The 18,600-nt window shown below is 53.2% G+C and carries 16 protein-coding genes and 1 other annotated feature; of the genes, 15 read left to right on the top strand and 1 reads right to left on the bottom strand.

Features of this window, described 5'->3' with window-relative positions; genetic code table 11:
* Positions 1–5 precede the first annotated feature (5 nt).
* A complete protein-coding gene (locus tag EVJ20_RS11140; RefSeq protein ID WP_070328882.1) occupies positions 6–1,691 on the bottom strand; it encodes a formate--tetrahydrofolate ligase in 1,686 nt (561 codons plus the stop codon).
* A gap of 243 nt (positions 1,692–1,934) precedes the next feature.
* Between EVJ20_RS11140 and EVJ20_RS11135 the strand changes: the two genes are divergently transcribed.
* The 15 genes from EVJ20_RS11135 to EVJ20_RS11065 all read left to right on the top strand — a co-directional run bounded on the left by EVJ20_RS11135 (position 1,935) and on the right by EVJ20_RS11065 (position 18,569).
* Positions 1,935–2,840: a carbohydrate ABC transporter permease gene (locus EVJ20_RS11135; protein ID WP_201740022.1), complete on the top strand. Its 906-nt coding sequence runs from the start codon at positions 1,935–1,937 to the stop codon at positions 2,838–2,840.
* Positions 2,837–3,742, top strand: a complete 906-nt coding sequence (locus tag EVJ20_RS11130) for a carbohydrate ABC transporter permease (protein WP_083274118.1) — start codon at positions 2,837–2,839, stop codon at positions 3,740–3,742. The genes EVJ20_RS11135 and EVJ20_RS11130 overlap by 4 nt, the downstream gene beginning before the upstream one ends.
* Positions 3,743–3,848: 106 nt before the next feature.
* Positions 3,849–4,090, top strand: a binding site (T-box leader).
* 65 nt (positions 4,091–4,155) lie between these two features.
* Positions 4,156–5,139 carry an aspartate--ammonia ligase gene (gene asnA / locus EVJ20_RS11125; protein WP_070328884.1) on the top strand — a complete coding sequence of 328 codons (984 nt, stop codon included), beginning with the start codon at positions 4,156–4,158 and terminating at the stop codon, positions 5,137–5,139.
* A gap of 180 nt (positions 5,140–5,319) precedes the next feature.
* Entirely contained in the window at positions 5,320–6,615 is a 1,296-nt protein-coding gene (locus EVJ20_RS11120; protein WP_070328885.1) for an ABC transporter substrate-binding protein, read from the top strand.
* Between the two features lie 147 nt (positions 6,616–6,762).
* Positions 6,763–7,953, top strand: a complete 1,191-nt coding sequence (locus EVJ20_RS11115) for a right-handed parallel beta-helix repeat-containing protein (RefSeq protein WP_131508213.1) — start codon at positions 6,763–6,765, stop codon at positions 7,951–7,953.
* On the top strand, positions 7,940–8,506 hold the full coding sequence (locus EVJ20_RS11110) for a nitrous oxide reductase accessory protein NosL (RefSeq protein WP_201738360.1): 567 nt from the start codon (positions 7,940–7,942) through the stop codon (positions 8,504–8,506). Before EVJ20_RS11115 ends, EVJ20_RS11110 begins: the two co-directional genes overlap by 14 nt.
* Before the next feature lie 3 nt (positions 8,507–8,509).
* Complete coding sequence (locus EVJ20_RS11105) at positions 8,510–9,310, top strand: hypothetical protein (protein WP_131508211.1); 801 nt, start codon at positions 8,510–8,512, stop codon at positions 9,308–9,310.
* Positions 9,297–10,016, top strand: a complete 720-nt coding sequence (locus tag EVJ20_RS11100) for an ABC transporter ATP-binding protein (protein ID WP_131470378.1) — start codon at positions 9,297–9,299, stop codon at positions 10,014–10,016. The genes EVJ20_RS11105 and EVJ20_RS11100 overlap by 14 nt, the downstream gene beginning before the upstream one ends.
* A 63-nt stretch (positions 10,017–10,079) precedes the next feature.
* Complete coding sequence (locus tag EVJ20_RS11095) at positions 10,080–11,540, top strand: MDR family MFS transporter (protein ID WP_131505091.1); 1,461 nt, start codon at positions 10,080–10,082, stop codon at positions 11,538–11,540.
* A gap of 35 nt (positions 11,541–11,575) precedes the next feature.
* Positions 11,576–12,664 (top strand): PQQ-dependent sugar dehydrogenase, encoded by a 1,089-nt coding sequence (locus EVJ20_RS11090; protein WP_236636389.1) that lies wholly within the window; start codon positions 11,576–11,578, stop codon positions 12,662–12,664.
* 95 nt (positions 12,665–12,759) lie between these two features.
* On the top strand, positions 12,760–13,968 hold the full coding sequence (locus EVJ20_RS11085; RefSeq protein WP_131508209.1) for a M48 family metallopeptidase: 1,209 nt from the start codon (positions 12,760–12,762) through the stop codon (positions 13,966–13,968).
* A gap of 107 nt (positions 13,969–14,075) precedes the next feature.
* Complete coding sequence (locus EVJ20_RS11080; protein ID WP_236636386.1) at positions 14,076–15,827, top strand: sensor histidine kinase; 1,752 nt, start codon at positions 14,076–14,078, stop codon at positions 15,825–15,827.
* Positions 15,824–16,531, top strand: coding sequence for a response regulator transcription factor (locus EVJ20_RS11075; protein ID WP_070328894.1), 708 nt, complete (start codon positions 15,824–15,826; stop codon positions 16,529–16,531). Before EVJ20_RS11080 ends, EVJ20_RS11075 begins: the two co-directional genes overlap by 4 nt.
* A gap of 15 nt (positions 16,532–16,546) precedes the next feature.
* Complete coding sequence (gene deoD / locus EVJ20_RS11070) at positions 16,547–17,260, top strand: purine-nucleoside phosphorylase (RefSeq protein ID WP_016508372.1); 714 nt, start codon at positions 16,547–16,549, stop codon at positions 17,258–17,260.
* Between the two features lie 142 nt (positions 17,261–17,402).
* Positions 17,403–18,569, top strand: a complete 1,167-nt coding sequence (locus tag EVJ20_RS11065) for an MFS transporter (RefSeq protein ID WP_131508205.1) — start codon at positions 17,403–17,405, stop codon at positions 18,567–18,569.
* Positions 18,570–18,600: the final 31 nt, after the last annotated feature.

Genomic DNA, 18,600 nt, shown 5'->3' with positions numbered 1-18,600 from the left:
GTGGATTAAAACAATCCGATGGCCTTACCTGTCTCGTCGATGCCCATGTTGAGAGCGGCTGGATGTTTTGGCAGTCCTGGCATCGTCAAGACGTTACCCGTCAAGGCGACGAGGAAGCCGGCACCGACCGACGGTTTCAACTCTCGTACGGTTACCGTGAATCCTTGAACGTATCCGAGTTTTGTCGGATCGTCGGATAGTGAGAACGGTGTTTTGGCCATACAGATCGGCAAATCGTCCCATCCGTTCGCTTTAATTTGAGCCATTTGCTTTTTCGCCGTAGCGGTGAACGTGACGCCGGCCGCTCCGTAAACTTCTCGGGCAATCGTCGTAATCTTCTGTTCGATCGAATCAGTCAGCTCGTAAAGTGGTGTGAGCATGGCTTCGTTCGACTCGACTGTCTCGATGACGGCCTCGGCAAGTGCTTGTCCGCCTTGTCCGCCGCTCGCCCAAACTTCGCTGAGGGCGACGCGGATTTGATGCGTTTCGCACCAGTCGAGCACAGTGTCGAGCTCTGCGATCGAATCTGAATTAAAGCGGTTCAAGGCAACGATGGTTGGCAAACCGAGCTTTGTCATCGTGTCGACATGTTTGGCGAGCAACTCCATGCCTTTTGTGACGGCCTCGACGTTTTCGATGTGGAGTTGGTCTTTGGCGACACCACCATGCATCTTCAACGCGCGGACAGTCGCCACGAGGACGACCGCATCAGGACTTAAGTTGCCGATACGCGATTTAATATGACAGAACTTCTCGGCGCCAAGATCAGCTCCGAAGCCGGCCTCGGTGACGACGTATTCGCCGAGCTTCAAGGCAGTCTTTGTCGCGATGAGCGAGTTACAGCCGTGCGCGATGTTCGCGAACGGGCCGCCGTGGACGAGAGCCGGGGTCTGTTCAAGTGTTTGGACCAAGTTTGGCTTGAACGCCTCTTTCAGTAAGAGTGTGGCCGCACCGGCCGCACCAATCTGTTCAGCCGTGACGGGTTCATTATCGAAGTCGTAGGCGACGACGATCCGCTTAATACGCGCCTCTAGATCGGCGAGCGAATCGGCGAGGCAAAGGATCGCCATAATTTCTGAGGCGACGGTGATGTCAAAACCGTCTTCGCGCGGGACACCGTGTGCGGCTCCGCCAAGTCCGACCGTCACGTGGCGAAGGGCACGGTCGTTCAAGTCGAGGACGCGCTTCCAGACAATTTTCCGAACGTCGATTTTTAGGTCGTTGCCTTGATGAAGATGGTTGTCGAGCATGGCGCTGATCGTGTTGTGGGCTGACGTGATGGCGTGCATGTCACCCGTGAAGTGGAGGTTGATGTCTTCCATCGGCAAGACTTGGCTGAATCCGCCGCCGGCCGCTCCGCCTTTTAGCCCCATCGTCGGACCGAGTGACGGCTCGCGGAGACAGACGATCGCTTGTTTATCGAGTCGGTTCAACGCTTGACCGAGTCCGACGGTGACCGTCGATTTTCCTTCTCCGGCGGGCGTCGGATTGATGGCTGTGACGAGGACGAGCTTGCCGTCTGCTCGGGTCTTCACTTGTTCGAGCAAATCGAACGACAGTTTTGCTTTGTATTTCCCGTATAGGTCGAGATCATCTTCTTGTAGGCCGAGCTTTTCAGCGATTTGCTTGATGGGGAGCATGTCCGCTTGTTGGGCGATCGCTAAGTCAGATAACGGTTTGATTGTCGTCATGTATAAATTCCCTCCACTTTCGAACGTTTTACTAGTATTATGTTTGATTCATTCGTGATTCGAGCCATAATTCGGATCGTTTCTCTAATATAAACTGGCTCGTTCGTATTGTCATTGACTTTATCATAACGCATCAGTTCTGCAAATTCACTAATTGAGTTCAATATATTCCACCCATTCCGTCAAATGTATCCGTTTTCATTTCATTTCATTGCAGGTAAATTGATAGTGGAGGCGATGAAGATGATTGAAATACCGAAGCGAAGCAAACAGAGACGGAATTGGAAAAAGCCGGCAAGCTTTATCGCATTTGTCGGTCCGGCCTTTTTGGCGTTCGTGGCCATTGTACTCATCCCGTTCTTTAACGGGATCTATTACAGTTTCACGGACTGGAACGGGGTGACCGGCCAGTTGAACTTTGTCGGATGGGATAACTATCATCGACTCTTGTTCGAGGACGCCCAGTTCCGTTCGTCGTTTTGGATCACGACGAAATACACGATCGTGGCCGTCATCATGACGAACATCGTCGGCTTTTCATTGGCGCTGTTGTTGACGATGAATATTAAGACGCGAAATATATTGCGAACGGTCTTCTTTATGCCGAACTTGATCGGCGGACTCATCCTTGGTTTCATCTGGCAATTCATTTACGTGAAAGGATTCGAGTCAATCGGATCATTGACCGGTTGGAGCCTGTTCGAGCTGCCGTGGCTCGGCGACGCCCAGACAGCGTTTTGGGGAATCGTCATCGTCGCGATCTGGCAAGGCGGTGGCTACGTGATGGTCATCTATATCGCGGCGCTGCAAAACGTACCGACGGATTTGCTCGAAGCGGCCCGGATCGACGGGGCGAACCGGTTGAAAATGTTGCGTCATATCACGCTCCCGATGATCATGCCATCGATTACGATCTGTCTGTTCTTGACGATCTCCTGGTCGTTCAAAGTATTCGATACGAACTTGTCGCTCACGAACGGAGGACCGTTCAAATCGACCGAGATGCTCGCCTTGAACATTTATACAGAGTCGTTCGTGAACAACAATTACGGTCTCGGCTCGGCGAAAGCGGTCATCTTCTTCCTCGTCGTCGCGGCGATCACCGTCACCCAAGTGTATTTGACGAAAAAACGGGAGGTGCAGGCATGACGACGGAAAAAATTGAACAGTTCGAACCAAAAATAGATCAGACGCCGAGACGGCAGTTGCCGCAAAAGCCGCTGCGGACGAGCGGATATACGACCGGCCTTGGCCTCATCGAATTGGTCGCTATTTTACTAGGACTTTTATATCTCGTCCCGTTTTATTACGTCATCGTCAACTCGTTCAAGTCGATTGCTGAGATTTATACGAACACGTCCGCACTCCCGAACGTCTGGCTCGGATCGAACTATACGGAAGCGTGGGAAGCGATGAACTATGGCCGCGTCTTTTTGAACTCGCTTTTGATCACGGCCGGCGCGAACATCGTCATCGTCATCTTCACGTCGATGGCGGCATGGAAGCTCGTCCGGACGAAACATTGGATCTCGACCGTCATCTTCTTCTTGTTCGTCGCGGCGATGGTCATCCCGTTCCAATCGATCATGATTCCGCTCGTAAAAGTATCGAGCGTGCTCGGTCTATTGAACAGTCATTGGGGACTGATGGTCATGTATCTCGGGTTCGGGTCAGGTATTTCGGTGTTCTTATATCATGGCTTCATGAAATCGATCCCGGAAGAGATCGAAGAGGCGGCCATCATCGACGGTTGCTCGACATGGGGGCTGTTCTGGCGGATCGTGTTCCCGCTCTTGAAACCGATCACGGTGACGATCGTCATCTTGAACAGCCTATGGATTTGGAACGATTTTCTGTTACCTTCGCTTGTCCTCCGAGACATTGAACTGCGGACGATCCCGCTCGCGACGTTCTATTTCTTCGGACAATATACGAAACAATGGGATTTGGCACTCGCTGGTTTAGTTCTTGGGATCGTTCCGCTTCTCATCTTCTTCTTCGGTATGCAACAGCATATCATCAAAGGGATTACGAGCGGCTCGATCAAATAACCCTTCCCAAGGGATCTCCCTCGTCCGCTACACGGGGGAGAATTTTTTTTTAGAAAAGCTGTTGACATTCGTCTGAATATTTATAATAATGAGTTCAATTCAATTGTGAACGACATTGAAAGGACGAGTACACAGAAGACGTAAGCAAAGCGAGCCGGGGAAGGTGAGAGCCCGGACTGAAATCTCTGTCGAAGAACCTCCTGGAGTCGCTACCCGAACGCTTTGCAAGTAGACGTAGCCGGACCGTTCCCCGTTATCGGAACTACGAGATGTTCGTCTCGAAAAAGTGAGTAGATTCGTCTACTAATTTGGGTGGCACCGCGGAGCTTGAAGCCTTCCGTCCCATAGTCCATGGGATTGGAGGGCTTTTTTCTATTGCTCCGTCCCAAATCCCACAATTGGAGGAAGACAAAATGACAACGACAGCAACAAGCATGATGAAGGAAAAACAACAGGCAATCACGGCGGTAAAGGCAATGTTCGAGGACAAGTTCAGCACGGCGCTAGGTCTCACGCAAGTACAGGCACCGCTATTCGTCACATCGGCGAGCGGAGTCAACGATCACTTGAACGGCGTCGAGCGTATCATTCAGTTCGACACACAATATCCAGGACATGAGCTTGAGATCGTCCAGTCGCTTGCGAAATGGAAACGCGAAGCGCTCGGCCGGTACGGGTTCAAAGTTGGCGAAGGGTTGTATACACAGATGCGTGCGATCCGCCGTGACGAAGAACTCGACGCGACACACTCGCTTCATGTCGATCAATGGGATTGGGAACGAGTCATCGCGCGGGAACACCGGACGACCGACTATTTGAAAGCGACCGTCGAATCGATTTATGCGGCCTTGCTTGAAACGGAACGGTCGGTCGAGTCGGCATACGCGATCGAAGCGATTCTCCCTGAGTCGATTCACTTCTTGACGAGCCAAGAGCTAGAAGACCTGTATCCGACGCTGACGCCAAAAGAACGGGAACATGCGATTTGTAAAGAGCATGGCGCTGTTTTCCTCTCACAAATCGGAGGCGCACTCGCCTCAGGAGAGAAACATGATGGCCGAGCGGCTGACTATGACGACTGGTCGCTCAACGGCGATATTCTCGTCTGGCATCCAGAACTCGAGACGGCGTTCGAACTGTCGTCGATGGGGATCCGTGTCGATGAGACAGCGCTCGCTGAACAGTTGGTGACAGCTGGCGCGGAAGAGAAGCGGAAGTATCCGTTCCATCAAGCCGTGCTCGAAGGACGTCTCCCACTTACGGTCGGAGGCGGAATTGGCCAGTCACGTGTCGCCATGTATCTGCTCCGGGCCCGTCATATCGGTGAAGTCCAATCGTCGGTCTGGCCGAGCGAGATGGTCGCGGCGTGCGAAGAAGCTGGAATTAGCCTGTTGTAATTATATAGAAGCAAATGAGCCAGGACTTTCTTACGAGAAAGTCCTGGTTTTCTGTACAACATTTTCCACCCTACACGTCAATTTTGACACCTACATAATGGAAGCGTTTTCATTTAAAGTAAGGGTGTACTGATTGGATCGATTATTTTAGTCGACTTACACACCGAGGGAGGAAGCAAGATGAAACGCAAATGGAGATTATCGACAGCTGTGATGACGGCTGGCATGGTATTGACGCTCGCTGCCTGCGGGGGCGGATCGCTCACAGAAGGGGAAGGGTCGGCTGACGGGAACGCGGATAGCGGTGACTCAAAAGATGTGACGTTGAACGTCTTCCAATTTAAAGCCGAAATCGCTAAAGACCTCGAGGCGATGGCGAAAGAATATGAAGAAGAGACGGGCGTCAAAGTGACCGTTCAAACGGTCGGCGGCGGAGCCGACTACGGTGCCGCGCTCAAATCGCAATTCGCATCTGGCAATGAACCGGATATCTTTAACAACGGTGGCTTCACGGAAGCACAGACGTGGAAAGATAAGTTGGAAGATTTGTCGGATGAAAAGTGGGTCGGTGATTTGACGGAAGTGGCCAAAGAACCGATGACGATGGACGGGAAACTGTACGGTATGCCGATGAACCTTGAAGGCTACGGTTTCATCTACAATAAGGAGCTGTTTGAGAAAGCGGGCATCAGTGAACTGCCGAAGACGCTGTCTGAATTGACGGATGCGGCTGAAAAGTTGGACAAGGCGGGCATCACCCCGTTCTCGGTCGGTTACGCGGAGTTTTGGATTCTCGGCATCCACTTGCTCAACATCCCGATGGCACAACAAGATGATCCCGATGCGTTCATCCAAGCGCTCAACGACAACAAAGAGAAGTTCGAAGACAATGAGCAGTTCCAACAGTTCTTGAAACTGTTCGACCTGACCATCAAATACGGTAACAAGAACCCGCTCACGACGGACTACAACACGCAAGTCACACAGTTCGCCCAAGGCGAGACAGCGATGCTCCAGCAGGGCAACTGGGCCCAACAGATGATTCTCGACGTGAATCCGGACATCGAGATGGGCTTCGTACCGATTCCGATCAATGATGATAAAGAGAAGATGGACCGCTTGCCGGTCGGCGTCCCGAATAACTGGGTCGTCAACAAAAACTCACAATATAAAGAAGAAGCGAAAGACTTCCTCGAGTGGATGGCGACGTCAGACACAGGGAAAGACTACATGGTCAACAAGTTCAAGTTCATCCCGGCCTTCAAGTCGATCGAAGCGAACGACCTCGGACCACTCGCTGACGATATCCTTGCCTATTCGAACGAAGGCAAGACGATCTCATGGAACTGGTTCAAGTATCCGGACGGCGCGGTCAACGAGTATGGTGCTTTGATGCAAGCGTACGTCGGCGGTCAGAAGACCGGTGACGAGATGCTCCAAGACTTCACAAAAGTATGGATGGATAAAGCTAAATAAAGAAAACACAAGCAGCGAACTGACCCCTTCGCCGCTTGTGTTTTTTTTATGAAGAAACTGTCACAGGAATCCCATAAAAAGCACACACATACCCCCCTAGGTTTGCGTACAATATGTTTTGTAAGCGATTGATCAAGAGGAGGGGTTATGAGACAACTAAAACTTGGATTGCTCATCGGCTTGTTGTTCGCAGCCCCGTCTGTCCACGCGGAGTCCGATTTAGTGACGCTTGACGAACCGATCGTGGTCCGTTCGAATGAGACGTTTGACGGTGCTGGGAAACGCTTCGTCAGCTGCAATGAACCGGCGTTTCGGTTAGAAGGGACCGGGGCGGTGCTCGAGAATGTTTTGGTCGAACAGTGCCGGCAGACGGACGTGGCTGCCATACGAGTCTCAGGGCTTGGCCATCAGTTGATCGATGTGACCGTCGAAGCGTCCGGGACCGGTATCGTAGTGGAAGACAGCTACGGGGTAAGGCTCGTCCGTCCCGTCATCTCGGGGTCTAATCAACACGAGGGCATCTCGCTATTAAACAGCGAAGCGGCTTTGATCAAAGGGGCGGTCATCGACCGAGTCCGTGACGGGATCTACATCGAGAACGGGTCGGGTCACCAGCTGATTCGACCGAGCGTTGCCGATGCTAGATACGGTGTCCATCTCATGTTTCCGACAGACGTGTCGATCAATTTGCCGAACCTCCGGCGCAACGGAGCAGGTGCGATGATCATGGGGACAGAGCGCGTCGTCATCGAGAACGGACAAATCCATGACCAAGTCGGCGCGACGGCGACCGGGATCATGTTGTTTGAAGCAGTCGAGACGACGTTGCGTGCCAACGCGATCTTCGGCAATCGGATCGGGATTTATGCGGAAAAATCGGAGTGGACGACGATTCATGACAATGGTGTGAACGGCAATGATGTAGGACTGCGCTTGAAGTCGGCGAACGGGATGACGATGGCAGGGAACGACTTGACCGGCAATCGGTATCCGGTCGTCTCGTTTGAGTCGGCAGACAATGTGATTCAAGGAAACGATTGGGGCGGACAGACGCTCGATTTGACACGCGACGGGTTCAGTGAGATCCCGTTTCGGGCCGACCCGTACTTGTTTTTATTGGCCGATTCATATGAAGCGTTCGAGTTGCTGTACGGTGCCCCGGGGCTAACCGTGCTTGAACGTGTGCTCCGTAGCCCGGACGAGGTCACACTCACGGACGCAGGGCCAATTGTGTCCGCGTTTCGCATCGAGTGGAACGGGTCGTTCGGAGCGGTCGCTTTAACCGGAATGATGGTTTTACTATGGATATTTGGGAGGAAACGATATGACTACGTATAAGAAAATGGCAGGACTATTCGCTGCATCAAGTTTGACGCTCGCACTTGGGGCGTGTTCGAGCGCTGCGGCGGAACCGTTCGATATCGAATGGGGCGAGACCGAGTGTGAAGTGTGCAAGATGAAAGTGATGGATAAACAATTCGCTGCCGAAGCGATTATGGACAACGGGAAAGGCTATGCGTTCGACGATATCGGTTGTTTGATGCGTGACTGGTACCCTGAGCAAACGGAAGAGGACATCGCGGCGATGTATGTGAAAGACTACAACACGATGGACTGGGTCGATTTAGATGAAGGTACGTTTGTCTATAATAAAGAAGCGAAAACGCCGATGGCTTATAACATCGTCTCGTTCGCAAAAGCAGCGGACGCGGAGACGTATGCCGAAGAGAATGGCGGCATGGTGATGGATTTAGACGACTTGAAAGAACACACGTGGGAACGCGGCGAGATGAACGGTCATAAAAAAATGAACTCGGACGACGATGGCGAAGCGAGCGACATGAGTGACGCGCACGATTCGGATGAGTCATCTGACGGTCACGGGCACTAAGCGATGTTATGGCGGATCGAATGGTCCCGTACGCTGCGTCAGAAAGAAAGTTACGTCTTCTTGCTTGCTTGGGTACTGACACTCGTCTTGCTGGGTGGTCTCGGCCAAGCGATCCCGGTGGCGACGGCGTATACGAACGTCAGCGCGACACTCGTCACGGTGATTGGGCTCGTATTACCGCTCCTCGTCATGTTGACGACGGCACTGCAGTGGGGCAATGAGCGTGAATCAAAGCGGATGCGACTCGTCTCGACGTTCACGGTGTCGATGCGCCGCGTGGTCTGGATGCGTTACAGCGCATTCCTGGCGACGCAAGGACTCATCATCACGCTTGCGTTCGCGCTCGCCTCGTTCCTTGTTTCGATGCCGCTCGAGACGTGGTTCGTCCTATGGATGTATGCGTTCGGCCTCACCGCGTACGGTGCCGCGATCGGCACGTTCATCGGCGTCGTCGGACGGACGAGGCTTCGAGCCGTGCTCCTCTCGTTCATCGTCTGGGTCGTCCTCGTCTTACTTTGGCCGACGCTCCTCGTGGCAACGATTGCTTGGCTGCCTTACGGGTCGCAAGCGAGTGCGATGGTCGGGCTTCTGTTTTTGAACGGATTTGAGCTACTGCGCGTCTGGGTGAGCTCGGTCTTGTCGGCACCTGACCTGTTCGGGGCCGTCTATGAAACGTTTATCGGCTGGCTCGGCGACCCACTCGGTAGTTTGACCGTCAGCATCGCGATCTTGAGTGTCGTGTTTGTGTTGTGGTTCGGGACAGCTTGGTTACTTCGACAGGAGGGACGACATGATTCAGCTTGAACAGGTCGGTAAACGCTATGGCGATGTATGGTCGCTCCATCCGCTTGACGGAGCGATTGCCGACGGTCGGGTCGTCGCCTTATGCGGAAGCAACGGGGCTGGGAAATCGACGCTACTGAACATGATGAACGGTACGCTCGAACCGAGTGTCGGTCATATCTCGTTGAACGGGGAGACGCGTGACCGTCGAAAATCGTATAATCAATCGTTTGGTTATATGCCTGATGATTTCGCATTCGATCCGTCGTGGACCGTCGGTGAGACGTTTGCGTATTACGCGTTGCTTCAAGGAGTCAAACCGGATGCGTCTCTATTGAACCGTGTCGGGCTTGACGCCAAGACCCGGCAACAGGTCGGGATGTTGTCGAAAGGGATGCGGCAACGTCTCCTGCTCGCTCAAGCGTTGGTCACGAAACCTGACATTTTACTGCTAGACGAGCCGACGAACGGTCTCGACCCGACGTGGATGCATGTATTGGGCCGACTGTTGCGGGAAGAGGCCGACCGCGGGACGACGATCGTGTTCTCGACACACCAGCTCGATGTGGCGGCGAGGCTTGCTGACGAAGTCTGGATGCTTGATGCCGGCCGGCTGGCCGGACGTGTCCTCGTTCAAGATGAACAGTCCGCTTACGCCGAAATTAAAAACTTCTTTTTCGAACCGGAAGTTGAGGCTTGTCAAACAGACGCCGCTCGCACAAAATAATAGACAGTTGAAGTGGTGGTCGGAGCCTTCCGGCGCCACTATTTTTGTGGGGAGATGGAACAGATGAGAAAGAATGTTACGGTCGCACTACTGCTTGCGACTTTTTTGGCGGCGATCGAAGGGACGGTCGTCTCGGTCGCGACGCCGGTCATTGCGAGCGAGTTGAACGGCGCGGCGCTCGTTAGTTGGGTATTTGCCGCCTTCTTACTATTTACCGCGGTGTCGACACCGATTTACGGGAAAGTCGCCGACTTGTTCGGGCGTAAGCGCGTCCTCTTGTTTGGGATCGGGCTGTTTACACTTGCCTCGCTCTTATGCGGTTTAGCGACATCGATGGAGCAGTTGATCGTGTTTCGGGCGCTGCAAGGTCTTGGTGCCGGTGCGGTCTTGCCGATTTCGATGACGATTATCGGGGACTTGTATAAGTATGAAGAGCGCGGCAAGATCCAAGGGATTTTAAGCGCGGTGTGGGGCGTGTCCGGTGTACTCGGACCGGTCATCGGAGGATTTTTGGTCGAGACGTTGTCTTGGCGCTACGTGTTCTTGTTGAACGTTCCGTTTGCGCTCTTATCGTTCATCATGATCGTCACATTTTATAAAGAGACGGTCGCTGAGACGACCGAACGGATCGATATAAAAGGGGCACTCCTGTTCGCTGGGGGGACGACCGCATTCTTGTACGCCTTGATCACGTTCAGTGAAACGAACATCTTGACGCTACCGGTCGTCGTCAGCGGTCTATTCAGTCTTGTGTTGCTCGTCAGCTTCTTCATGTCAGAGCGCCGGGCCAAGACACCACTCCTGCCGCTCGAGCTGTTGAAGCAGCCGATTATCGCGTCCATCAACGGGGCCGTCTTCTTTGCTGCTTGGGTGCTCGTCTCGATGTCAGCCTACATCCCGATTTGGGCGCAGGCTGTACTTGGTAAATCGGCGACGGAGGCGGGCTTCATGCTCATGCCGCTCTCGGTCGCATGGACGTTCACGTCGATTATCGGCGGACGGACGCTCGGAGCGGCATCACCGCGACGACGGGCTGTCTTCGGGATGGGCCTGCTCTTGATCGGGACGGTCATCTTGACGCTGATGACTCCATCGAGTTCGGACGTCTGGGTGTACCTCGCCGTCGCCATCATCGGCGTCGGATTCGGTTTGTCACAACCGATGTTCATCGTCGTGTTGCAGACGGTCGTGTCATACCGTCAGCGCGGTACAGCGACAGCGGCGAACTCGTTTTTAAGTACGGTCGGACAGACGCTCGGCGTCGCGGTGTTCGGGGCGATGTTCAACTTTATCGTCTTGAGCGGATTCCGGAACGACGAAACGTTGAGCGGTGTCTCGCTCGAATCGTTCTTCAACCGGGCGGCGAGTGCCACGCTTGACGAGAGCGTCCGTCTGCAAGGTGAGCAGTTGATTGCCTCGGGACTGAACAGTGTCTTCGTCGGAGCGGCTCTCGCGGCGTTCATCGCTTTGCTCATCGCGCTTCGGTTACCGGCCCGCCCACCCGAACCTTCACGCGACGCCTAAAAGCGCGGTATGATGGGGGAAAGGAGGCGGTCACGTTGAAACGATGGTTACTCATGTTGTCACTCGTCTTTGTTGCCGGTTGTGCGTCTGATTCGGTGGACGATGCGGTCCAAGAAGAGGAAACCCCGATCGAACAACCGGCTGAATCGACGGAAGGGGCGCCGAACGAAGATGACGCGTTATCGGTCGGGGCGAACGAATCGATTGCGCGACAGCTCGACGTCCCATGGTCGATTGCACGAACCGAGGACGGTTGGCTCGTTTCAGAGCGCGGGGGAACGATTGCAGTCATTGATGCTGACGGTAACGTCTCGCGTCAACCGGTCGAACTGACTGAAGACGTGCTTGAAATCGGGGAAGGCGGACTACTCGGTCTTGCTCTCGCGGATGACTTTGCGACGTCGCGGCAGCTGTACGCCTATCATACGTACGGGACACCTGGGGATGTGCGGAACCGGGTCGTCGAATTGACGTGGGACGGAGAACGATTTGAAGAGACGGACATCGTCTTGGAAGACATACCCGGAGCGCAGTTTCATAACGGCGGACGCTTATTACTCGACGGTGACGTGATTTGGGTCACGACCGGAGACGCACTCGTCCCAGACCTCGCTCAAGATGAGACATCGATTGCCGGGAAAATCCTGCGCGTGCCGTTGTCCGGCGAAGGGGACCCGGTCGATTGGATTTATTCGTCCGGCCACCGGAATCCGCAAGGGTTGACCGTCATCGAAGACGTGCTCTATGCGAGCGAACACGGGGCGTCCGGTCATGACGAAGTGAACATCATCGAGCCAGGAAACAATTACGGGTGGCCGATCATCGAGGCCGATGAGACGGAAGACGGTCTCGAGACGCCTTGGTTTGAGGTCGGAGGAACGTCATGGGCGCCATCTGGCATCGTTGCCGACGATCAGTACGTCTATATGGCGACGTTGCGTGGGAATCGTTTGGTCGCGATCGACCGCGAGACGCGCGAAGTCGTTCCGCTCGTCGAGGATCAAGGGCGCATCCGGGACGTCTGGTTAGAAGACGATCGTCTGTATTACATCACGAACAATACGGACGGCCGGGGAAATCCGGGAGCGGAAGACGATCAACTGTTCATGTTGGAATTACGTTAGAAACTGACATCTCGTCAGTTTCTATTTTTTTGTTGTATTACTTGTGAGATTACGTATAATAAAGACGTTAATTGGAAAATGAAGGAGTTAATGACATGGATCATTCAAAATTGGTACATAAACACGAAAAATTGTATTTCGGACTGCTCGTTGCGATGAGCATCCTGACGATCATTGTCGGCATCGTCTTGACGATTGCCTCACTCGGTATCTTCCTGTGGATCATCGGGCTAATCGTCTCGCTGTCGATGTTCGCGCACTGGATTCAAATCGGCTATATTCGGACGAACGGGGTCAAAGTGACGGAGCGACAATTCGCCGACCTGCATGAGATGTATCAGCGCGTCGGACAAGGGATGGGCATCCGTTTGTTGCCAGACGTCTATATTTTACAGGCGGGCGGGGTCTTGAACGCGTTCGCGACCCGATTCTTCCAAAAGAATATGATCATCTTGTATTCGGACGTCGTGGAACTGTCTCGGAACGGTCAGACGAAAGAAGTCGAGTTCGTCATCGCGCATGAACTCGCCCACATCCGCCGCAATCACGTCCAAAAACAGTGGCTCGTCTTGCTCGGGAATATCGTCCCATTTTTAGGGACAGCGTATTCACGCGCTTGCGAATATACGTGCGACCGGATGGCCGCCCATTACATTCAAGACGAAGCGGCTTCAAAACGGGCGCTCACTATCCTCGCCGTCGGTGGAAGGCTCGCCAAAGAAGTGAACGAGTTTGACTATTTATATGAAGCAAGTCGTGAGAACGGGTTCATCGCCAAATATAGCGAACTGATCTCGACGCATCCGACATTGCCGAAACGGATCGCCGCTATCGCCACGCATGCCGGTGAGGCGAACGTGCCGATGTTCAAGACGGCAGGTTATGTCAAAGCCTCGATCATCGGAACGATTGTCGTCACCGTGCTCGTCAACGGGGCCATCATCGCGTGGCTCGTCATGAGTGACGGGTTCACGGGCCTTGCCGCTTCACCGTTCAGCGAAGGGTTCGCCGGTGAAATGACGGAAGAACCGCTCCAACAGTTGGCGTACGACAATGCCAGTTATGATGCGGTGGAAGAAGAGGTGATGAACGGAGCGGATGTGAACATGCAAGATGATTACGGGGACACGCCGCTCCATAATTTCCTTTATAGTGAGAACGTCGATGTAGAAACAATCACGTTATTACTTGATAGCGGGGCAGACGTATCGCTTGAAAACGAAGACGGAATGATGCCGGGTGAATTAGCAGCAAATATGGACCATTCCGACGAAGTGATTCAATTGATTAATTCATACGAGTGACAAGCAAGACTTGAGGCATCCTTATTGGGGCTCAAGTCTTTTTTTTTAAGGCATGATTGCAAACGCTTGCATGACCCGTGATATAATCTTCAAGAGGAGGGGTGTCGGTGAGGAGCATCCGTACGAAATTGACCGGGATGATCGCATTGACGATCATCGTTCCGGTTATTTTAGCGACCGTCATATCATTTTGGTACGTCAAAGACCGGGAACGAGAGCGCGGTCTCGAGCTCACGGACTGGTCACTCGAGCGCGGGACGTTGCAGATCGAACGCTACATCTCTGACTTGAGCCGCCTGCCGACGAGCCTATACGCCAATCGGGACGTCCTCGACATTCTTGAATACGGTCCCGGGCTGTCACTCGAGCAGACGGAGCTTGAAGTTCGGCGGGCCCTCCTTGGTATGTACTTATCACGGGAGGATGTCGCACAGATTCAATTGCTCATGCTTGAAGACATGGACTCGTTCGCCGCCTATAAAATGAAAGTGTCACCACGTTCGAAAAAACAACCGAGTGCGATTCAACAACAATTGCTGAAGTATGAAGAGAGCCGTGTCTTGCTCGAGGCGTCGCATCCGCTCGTCCCGTACCACGACTTTGGACCGATCGTCTCGGCAGAAGAGGTCGTGACGCTCCATTTCCGACTCGACAAGATCGAGACGGATAAACCGCTCGCAATCCTCTCGATCGATATACCGGAAGACGTGTTTGTCGGACAACTCGCGTCGTTGCAAAACAATCCGGAGGAAAGCCTTTGGTTTATTGGCGGGAACAATCAAGTGTTTGCCAAGCTTGGGGACGAGGACATCCCGGACACGGTGGCGGCGAAGTCGATGTCGGTCGACGGGAAACATCATCGAATCATTAAATCGTTCGAGTTTGAGAATCAAACGTTTTATGTCGGGAAATCGATTCCGGATCGGTTGTTGATTGAACCGGCATCCCGGACGTCATTCATCATCTTCGTCGTCGGGATGGTTTCGCTCGTGTTAGCGTTGATCGGGGCGACGTACGCATCGATGCGTTTGACGACGCCGATTAAAACGCTCACGTCGAACATTTGGCGAATCGAGCAAGGGGACATGACCGTTTCGTTCGATTCCCTGGGAAATGATGAGTTCGGCGTCCTTGGTCGGCAGTTCAAACGGATGATCGAACGGATCGATGACTTGATTCAGCGCGAATATCGGTTGGCGCTCGAAAATCGGACGAACGAACTGCGCGCCCTGCAGGCGCAAACGAACCCGCATTTTTTATTCAATGCGCTGCAGTCGATCGGGACGCTCGCCCTAAAAGGGGACGGTAAAACGGTTTATCGCTTAATCACACAGTTATCCTCGATGATGCGGTACACGATGCACCCGGACGAGTCGATGGTGACGCTCAAGCGCGAAGTCGAGCATCTCAATTCGTACGTTCGGCTCCAACAGGTCCGCTTCCCCGATCAGTTCGACGTCGAGGTCGACGTCCCGGACGCGTTGCTCGACTTGATCGTTCCGAAGATGATCCTCCAACCACTCGCTGAGAACTTTTTCAAACATGGGTTTGAGCGGGACGGGGCGACTTCGGCCAATCGGTTCTGCTTAAACATCCGTCAAACAGGAGCCGACCTCATCATCCGTTGTGAGAACAGAGGGCGAGCGATCTCGGACTTTGAGCTGAACGCCCTGCAACAACGGATCGAACGGTCGATAGGACCGATTCATGGTGCGGAAGGCATCGGTTTAAAGAACATTCGCGATCGACTCATGTTAAACTATAATCGGGAGGCTGAGTTTATGTTGGCTACACCAGAGACCGGCGGATTCCGCATCATCATGCGTTTCCCGGCCGTGAAGGAGGCGGGTGCGTCATGACGAAAGTATTGATCGTCGACGATGAGTCGCCAGTACGGGAAGCGGTCAAATTGCTTGGGGAGTGGGAACGTCTCGGCGTCACGAAAGTGTTCGAAGCGAGCGACGGCGAAGAAGCGAAACGGATTATCACGAAAGAGCGCCCGGCCTTGGTTTTATCGGATATTCAAATGCCGCGCTGCAACGGGATTGAGTTGATGGAATGGGTGCATCAAGAGGTGGAGTCGGTAAAGCTGATCGTGTTGACCGGGTACGATGAGTATTCGTATATGCGGCGCGCGATTCAGCTCGGCAGCTTCGATTACTTGCTGAAACCGATTGATCCGGACGTGTTGAACGATACGCTCGAACGTGCCCTCGCGGACGTCTGTCCAGCCGAGGAAGACCCAATCTTCCAAATCGGTGCGTTTATCGAGCGTCATTATGCGGAAGAGCTCAGCTTGCAAGGGATGAGCGAGCGCTTTTACTTGAGCCGCGAATACATATCGCGTCGTTTTAAGCAGCAGTATGGCGTCAACTTATCCGAGTATTTGCTGTCGATCCGCATGCTCGAGGCCAAGCGTCTCCTTGAAACAAGTAGACAACGTATTTATGAAGTCGCCCAAGCGGTTGGTTTTTCGGACGACAAATACTTCCGAAAAGTCTTTAAAAAACAAGTTGGTGTTACCCCGAACGAATATCGGGAAGACTACCAACGACAACTTTAAAGGAGGAATTTTATCATGAGTGTACACATTGGGGCAAAAGAAGGACAAATCGCAGAAACGGTATTACTTCCAGGAGATCCGTTGCGTGCGAAATATATCGCCGAGACGTTCTTAGAGGATGTCGAACTATATAACGAAGTGCGTGGCATGTACGGTTTCACGGGTACGTATAAAGGCAAACGCATCTCTGTTCAAGGGACAGGTATGGGTGTGCCGTCGATGTCGATTTACGTCAACGAATTGATCATGTCGTACGGTGCTAAAAACTTAATTCGTGTCGGTACAGCCGGCGGGATTCAAGAAGACGTCAAAGTGCGTGACGTTGTCATCGCGATGAGCGCATCGAGTGAGATGGGACAAAACCGTGTCCGGTTCGACGGCATGGACTACGCACCGACAGCGACGTTCGACCTCCTACATCGTGCGTATATGAACGCGGAGAAAGCGGGCATCCCGGTCAAAGTCGGTCAAATCTTCACGGCCGACCAGTTCTACCAAGATGACTTCCACCACTTCAAAAAGTGGGCGGACTTCGGTTGCCTCGCAATCGAGATGGAAGCAGCCGGCCTTTACACGCTCGCGGCGAAACATAAAGTTAACGCCTTGACGATCCTCACGATCTCTGACCACTTGTTAACGGGTGAAGAGACGACATCAGAAGAACGTCAATCGACGTTCGACGAGATGATTCGTGTCGCCCTCGACACAGCAGTCGAAGTGACGAACTAAATCATAAGTCCCTACAGACGCAACGTTTGTAGGGACTTTTTGTGTCAGTGTGCCAACGTGTCTATACAAAGCGGAACCGGCAAGCTAGACTGAAGCTGAAAACTCAGTGTCCGTGGAGGTGCTGAGCTAAGGAGAGAATTCCGTGAATAAACCATCCGCTTTTGGGATTTATAGTATCGTCTTTTTTGCGTTTTTTGATCTGTTTGCCCAACTTCCCGTCATGAGCACGTTCGCGACCTCAGTCGGTGCGACGCCGTTCATCGCCGGTGTCGTCATTGCCATCTATTCATTGTCGAACACGTTCGGGAACATTTTGTCTGGCGTTTGGACGGACAAGTTCGGTCCGTTCCGAATCTTACTCGTCGGTCTAGTGTTATCAAGTGCGAGTCTGCTCATGTATCGCCTTGTCGATGATGCTTCGATGTTATTGGTGGTGCGTGTCGTTCACGGATTCGTGGCCGGCTTGATTGTACCGGCTGCGTTTACGCTATCCGCGAACTTGACCGCGGCCAATCGACAAGGGAAAAAAGTGGCGCTCACCGGGAGCTTCGTCGGGTTGGCGGCGATTCTAGGACCAGCGTTCAGCGGCATCATGGCCAGCCGCACATCGGTCCCGGTCGTATTTACGTACGTGGCGGCGTATGGCGTGCTTGTGGCTTTGCTTGCCCTCGTCGTGTTAAAGCGGTTGCGATTCGCTGTTAAACATGAGGACCGGCGCGAAGTGGTTGGCTCGAAAACGCTAGAGCGTGACGTCGTCAAAGCGTATATCGGGGCGTTTTTATTGATGTTCTCGCAAGGAGCGCTCGCTTATTTATTACCGCTTTACGTGCAAGCGCTCGGTTACGACTCACGGCTCAGCGGGACGTTGCTCAGCACGTTTGGCGTTGCTGCCGTCCTCGTGTTCGTCTTGCCGACGAACCGTATCTTCGACCGGTTCGAACCGGCGCGCTTGGCTGCGCTCGGGATCGGCATCCTTGGGATTAGTCAAATTCTGATCGGTTTGTCGGGTAGCGCAAATCTGCTCTATCTCGTGCTCGGCTGTTATGGCGTCGGCTTCGCTATTTTGTTCCCGGCCATCAACACGATGTTGATCAAAGCGACGAACAGTGCCAATCGCGGCAAATCATACGGCTACTTCTATGCGTTCTTCTCGCTCGGTACGGTCGTGGGTTCGGCTCTCTTAGGGTGGCTGTCCGTCTCGTTAACGCAGAAATTCACGCTGACCGGGATTGTTTTGCTGCTAGCGGGCCTGCTTTTGATTGTGATCGAGCAGACAAGGAAACGTGTCGTTTCAAACAAGACCGGGTGAGATGGGCACGTATCAAGCAGCAACGGCTGAA

The organism is Exiguobacterium sp. SH0S1, from assembly GCF_004337165.1.
Classification (GTDB): domain Bacteria; phylum Bacillota; class Bacilli; order Exiguobacteriales; family Exiguobacteriaceae; genus Exiguobacterium; species Exiguobacterium aurantiacum_A.
The sequence above is the reverse complement of the archived record's forward strand: the minus strand, read 5'-3'. Positions and strand labels throughout refer to the sequence as shown.

Coding starts and splice junctions, on each gene's coding strand:
- EVJ20_RS11140 (WP_070328882.1), bottom strand. CDS start 1,691: ATGACGACAATCAAACCGTTATCTGACTTAGCGATCGCCCAACAAGCG.
- EVJ20_RS11135 (WP_201740022.1), top strand. CDS start 1,935: ATGATTGAAATACCGAAGCGAAGCAAACAGAGACGGAATTGGAAAAAG.
- EVJ20_RS11130 (WP_083274118.1), top strand. CDS start 2,837: ATGACGACGGAAAAAATTGAACAGTTCGAACCAAAAATAGATCAGACG.
- asnA (WP_070328884.1), top strand. CDS start 4,156: ATGACAACGACAGCAACAAGCATGATGAAGGAAAAACAACAGGCAATC.
- EVJ20_RS11120 (WP_070328885.1), top strand. CDS start 5,320: ATGAAACGCAAATGGAGATTATCGACAGCTGTGATGACGGCTGGCATG.
- EVJ20_RS11115 (WP_131508213.1), top strand. CDS start 6,763: ATGAGACAACTAAAACTTGGATTGCTCATCGGCTTGTTGTTCGCAGCC.
- EVJ20_RS11110 (WP_201738360.1), top strand. CDS start 7,940: ATGACTACGTATAAGAAAATGGCAGGACTATTCGCTGCATCAAGTTTG.
- EVJ20_RS11105 (WP_131508211.1), top strand. CDS start 8,510: ATGTTATGGCGGATCGAATGGTCCCGTACGCTGCGTCAGAAAGAAAGT.
- EVJ20_RS11100 (WP_131470378.1), top strand. CDS start 9,297: ATGATTCAGCTTGAACAGGTCGGTAAACGCTATGGCGATGTATGGTCG.
- EVJ20_RS11095 (WP_131505091.1), top strand. CDS start 10,080: ATGAGAAAGAATGTTACGGTCGCACTACTGCTTGCGACTTTTTTGGCG.
- EVJ20_RS11085 (WP_131508209.1), top strand. CDS start 12,760: ATGGATCATTCAAAATTGGTACATAAACACGAAAAATTGTATTTCGGA.
- EVJ20_RS11075 (WP_070328894.1), top strand. CDS start 15,824: ATGACGAAAGTATTGATCGTCGACGATGAGTCGCCAGTACGGGAAGCG.
- deoD (WP_016508372.1), top strand. CDS start 16,547: ATGAGTGTACACATTGGGGCAAAAGAAGGACAAATCGCAGAAACGGTA.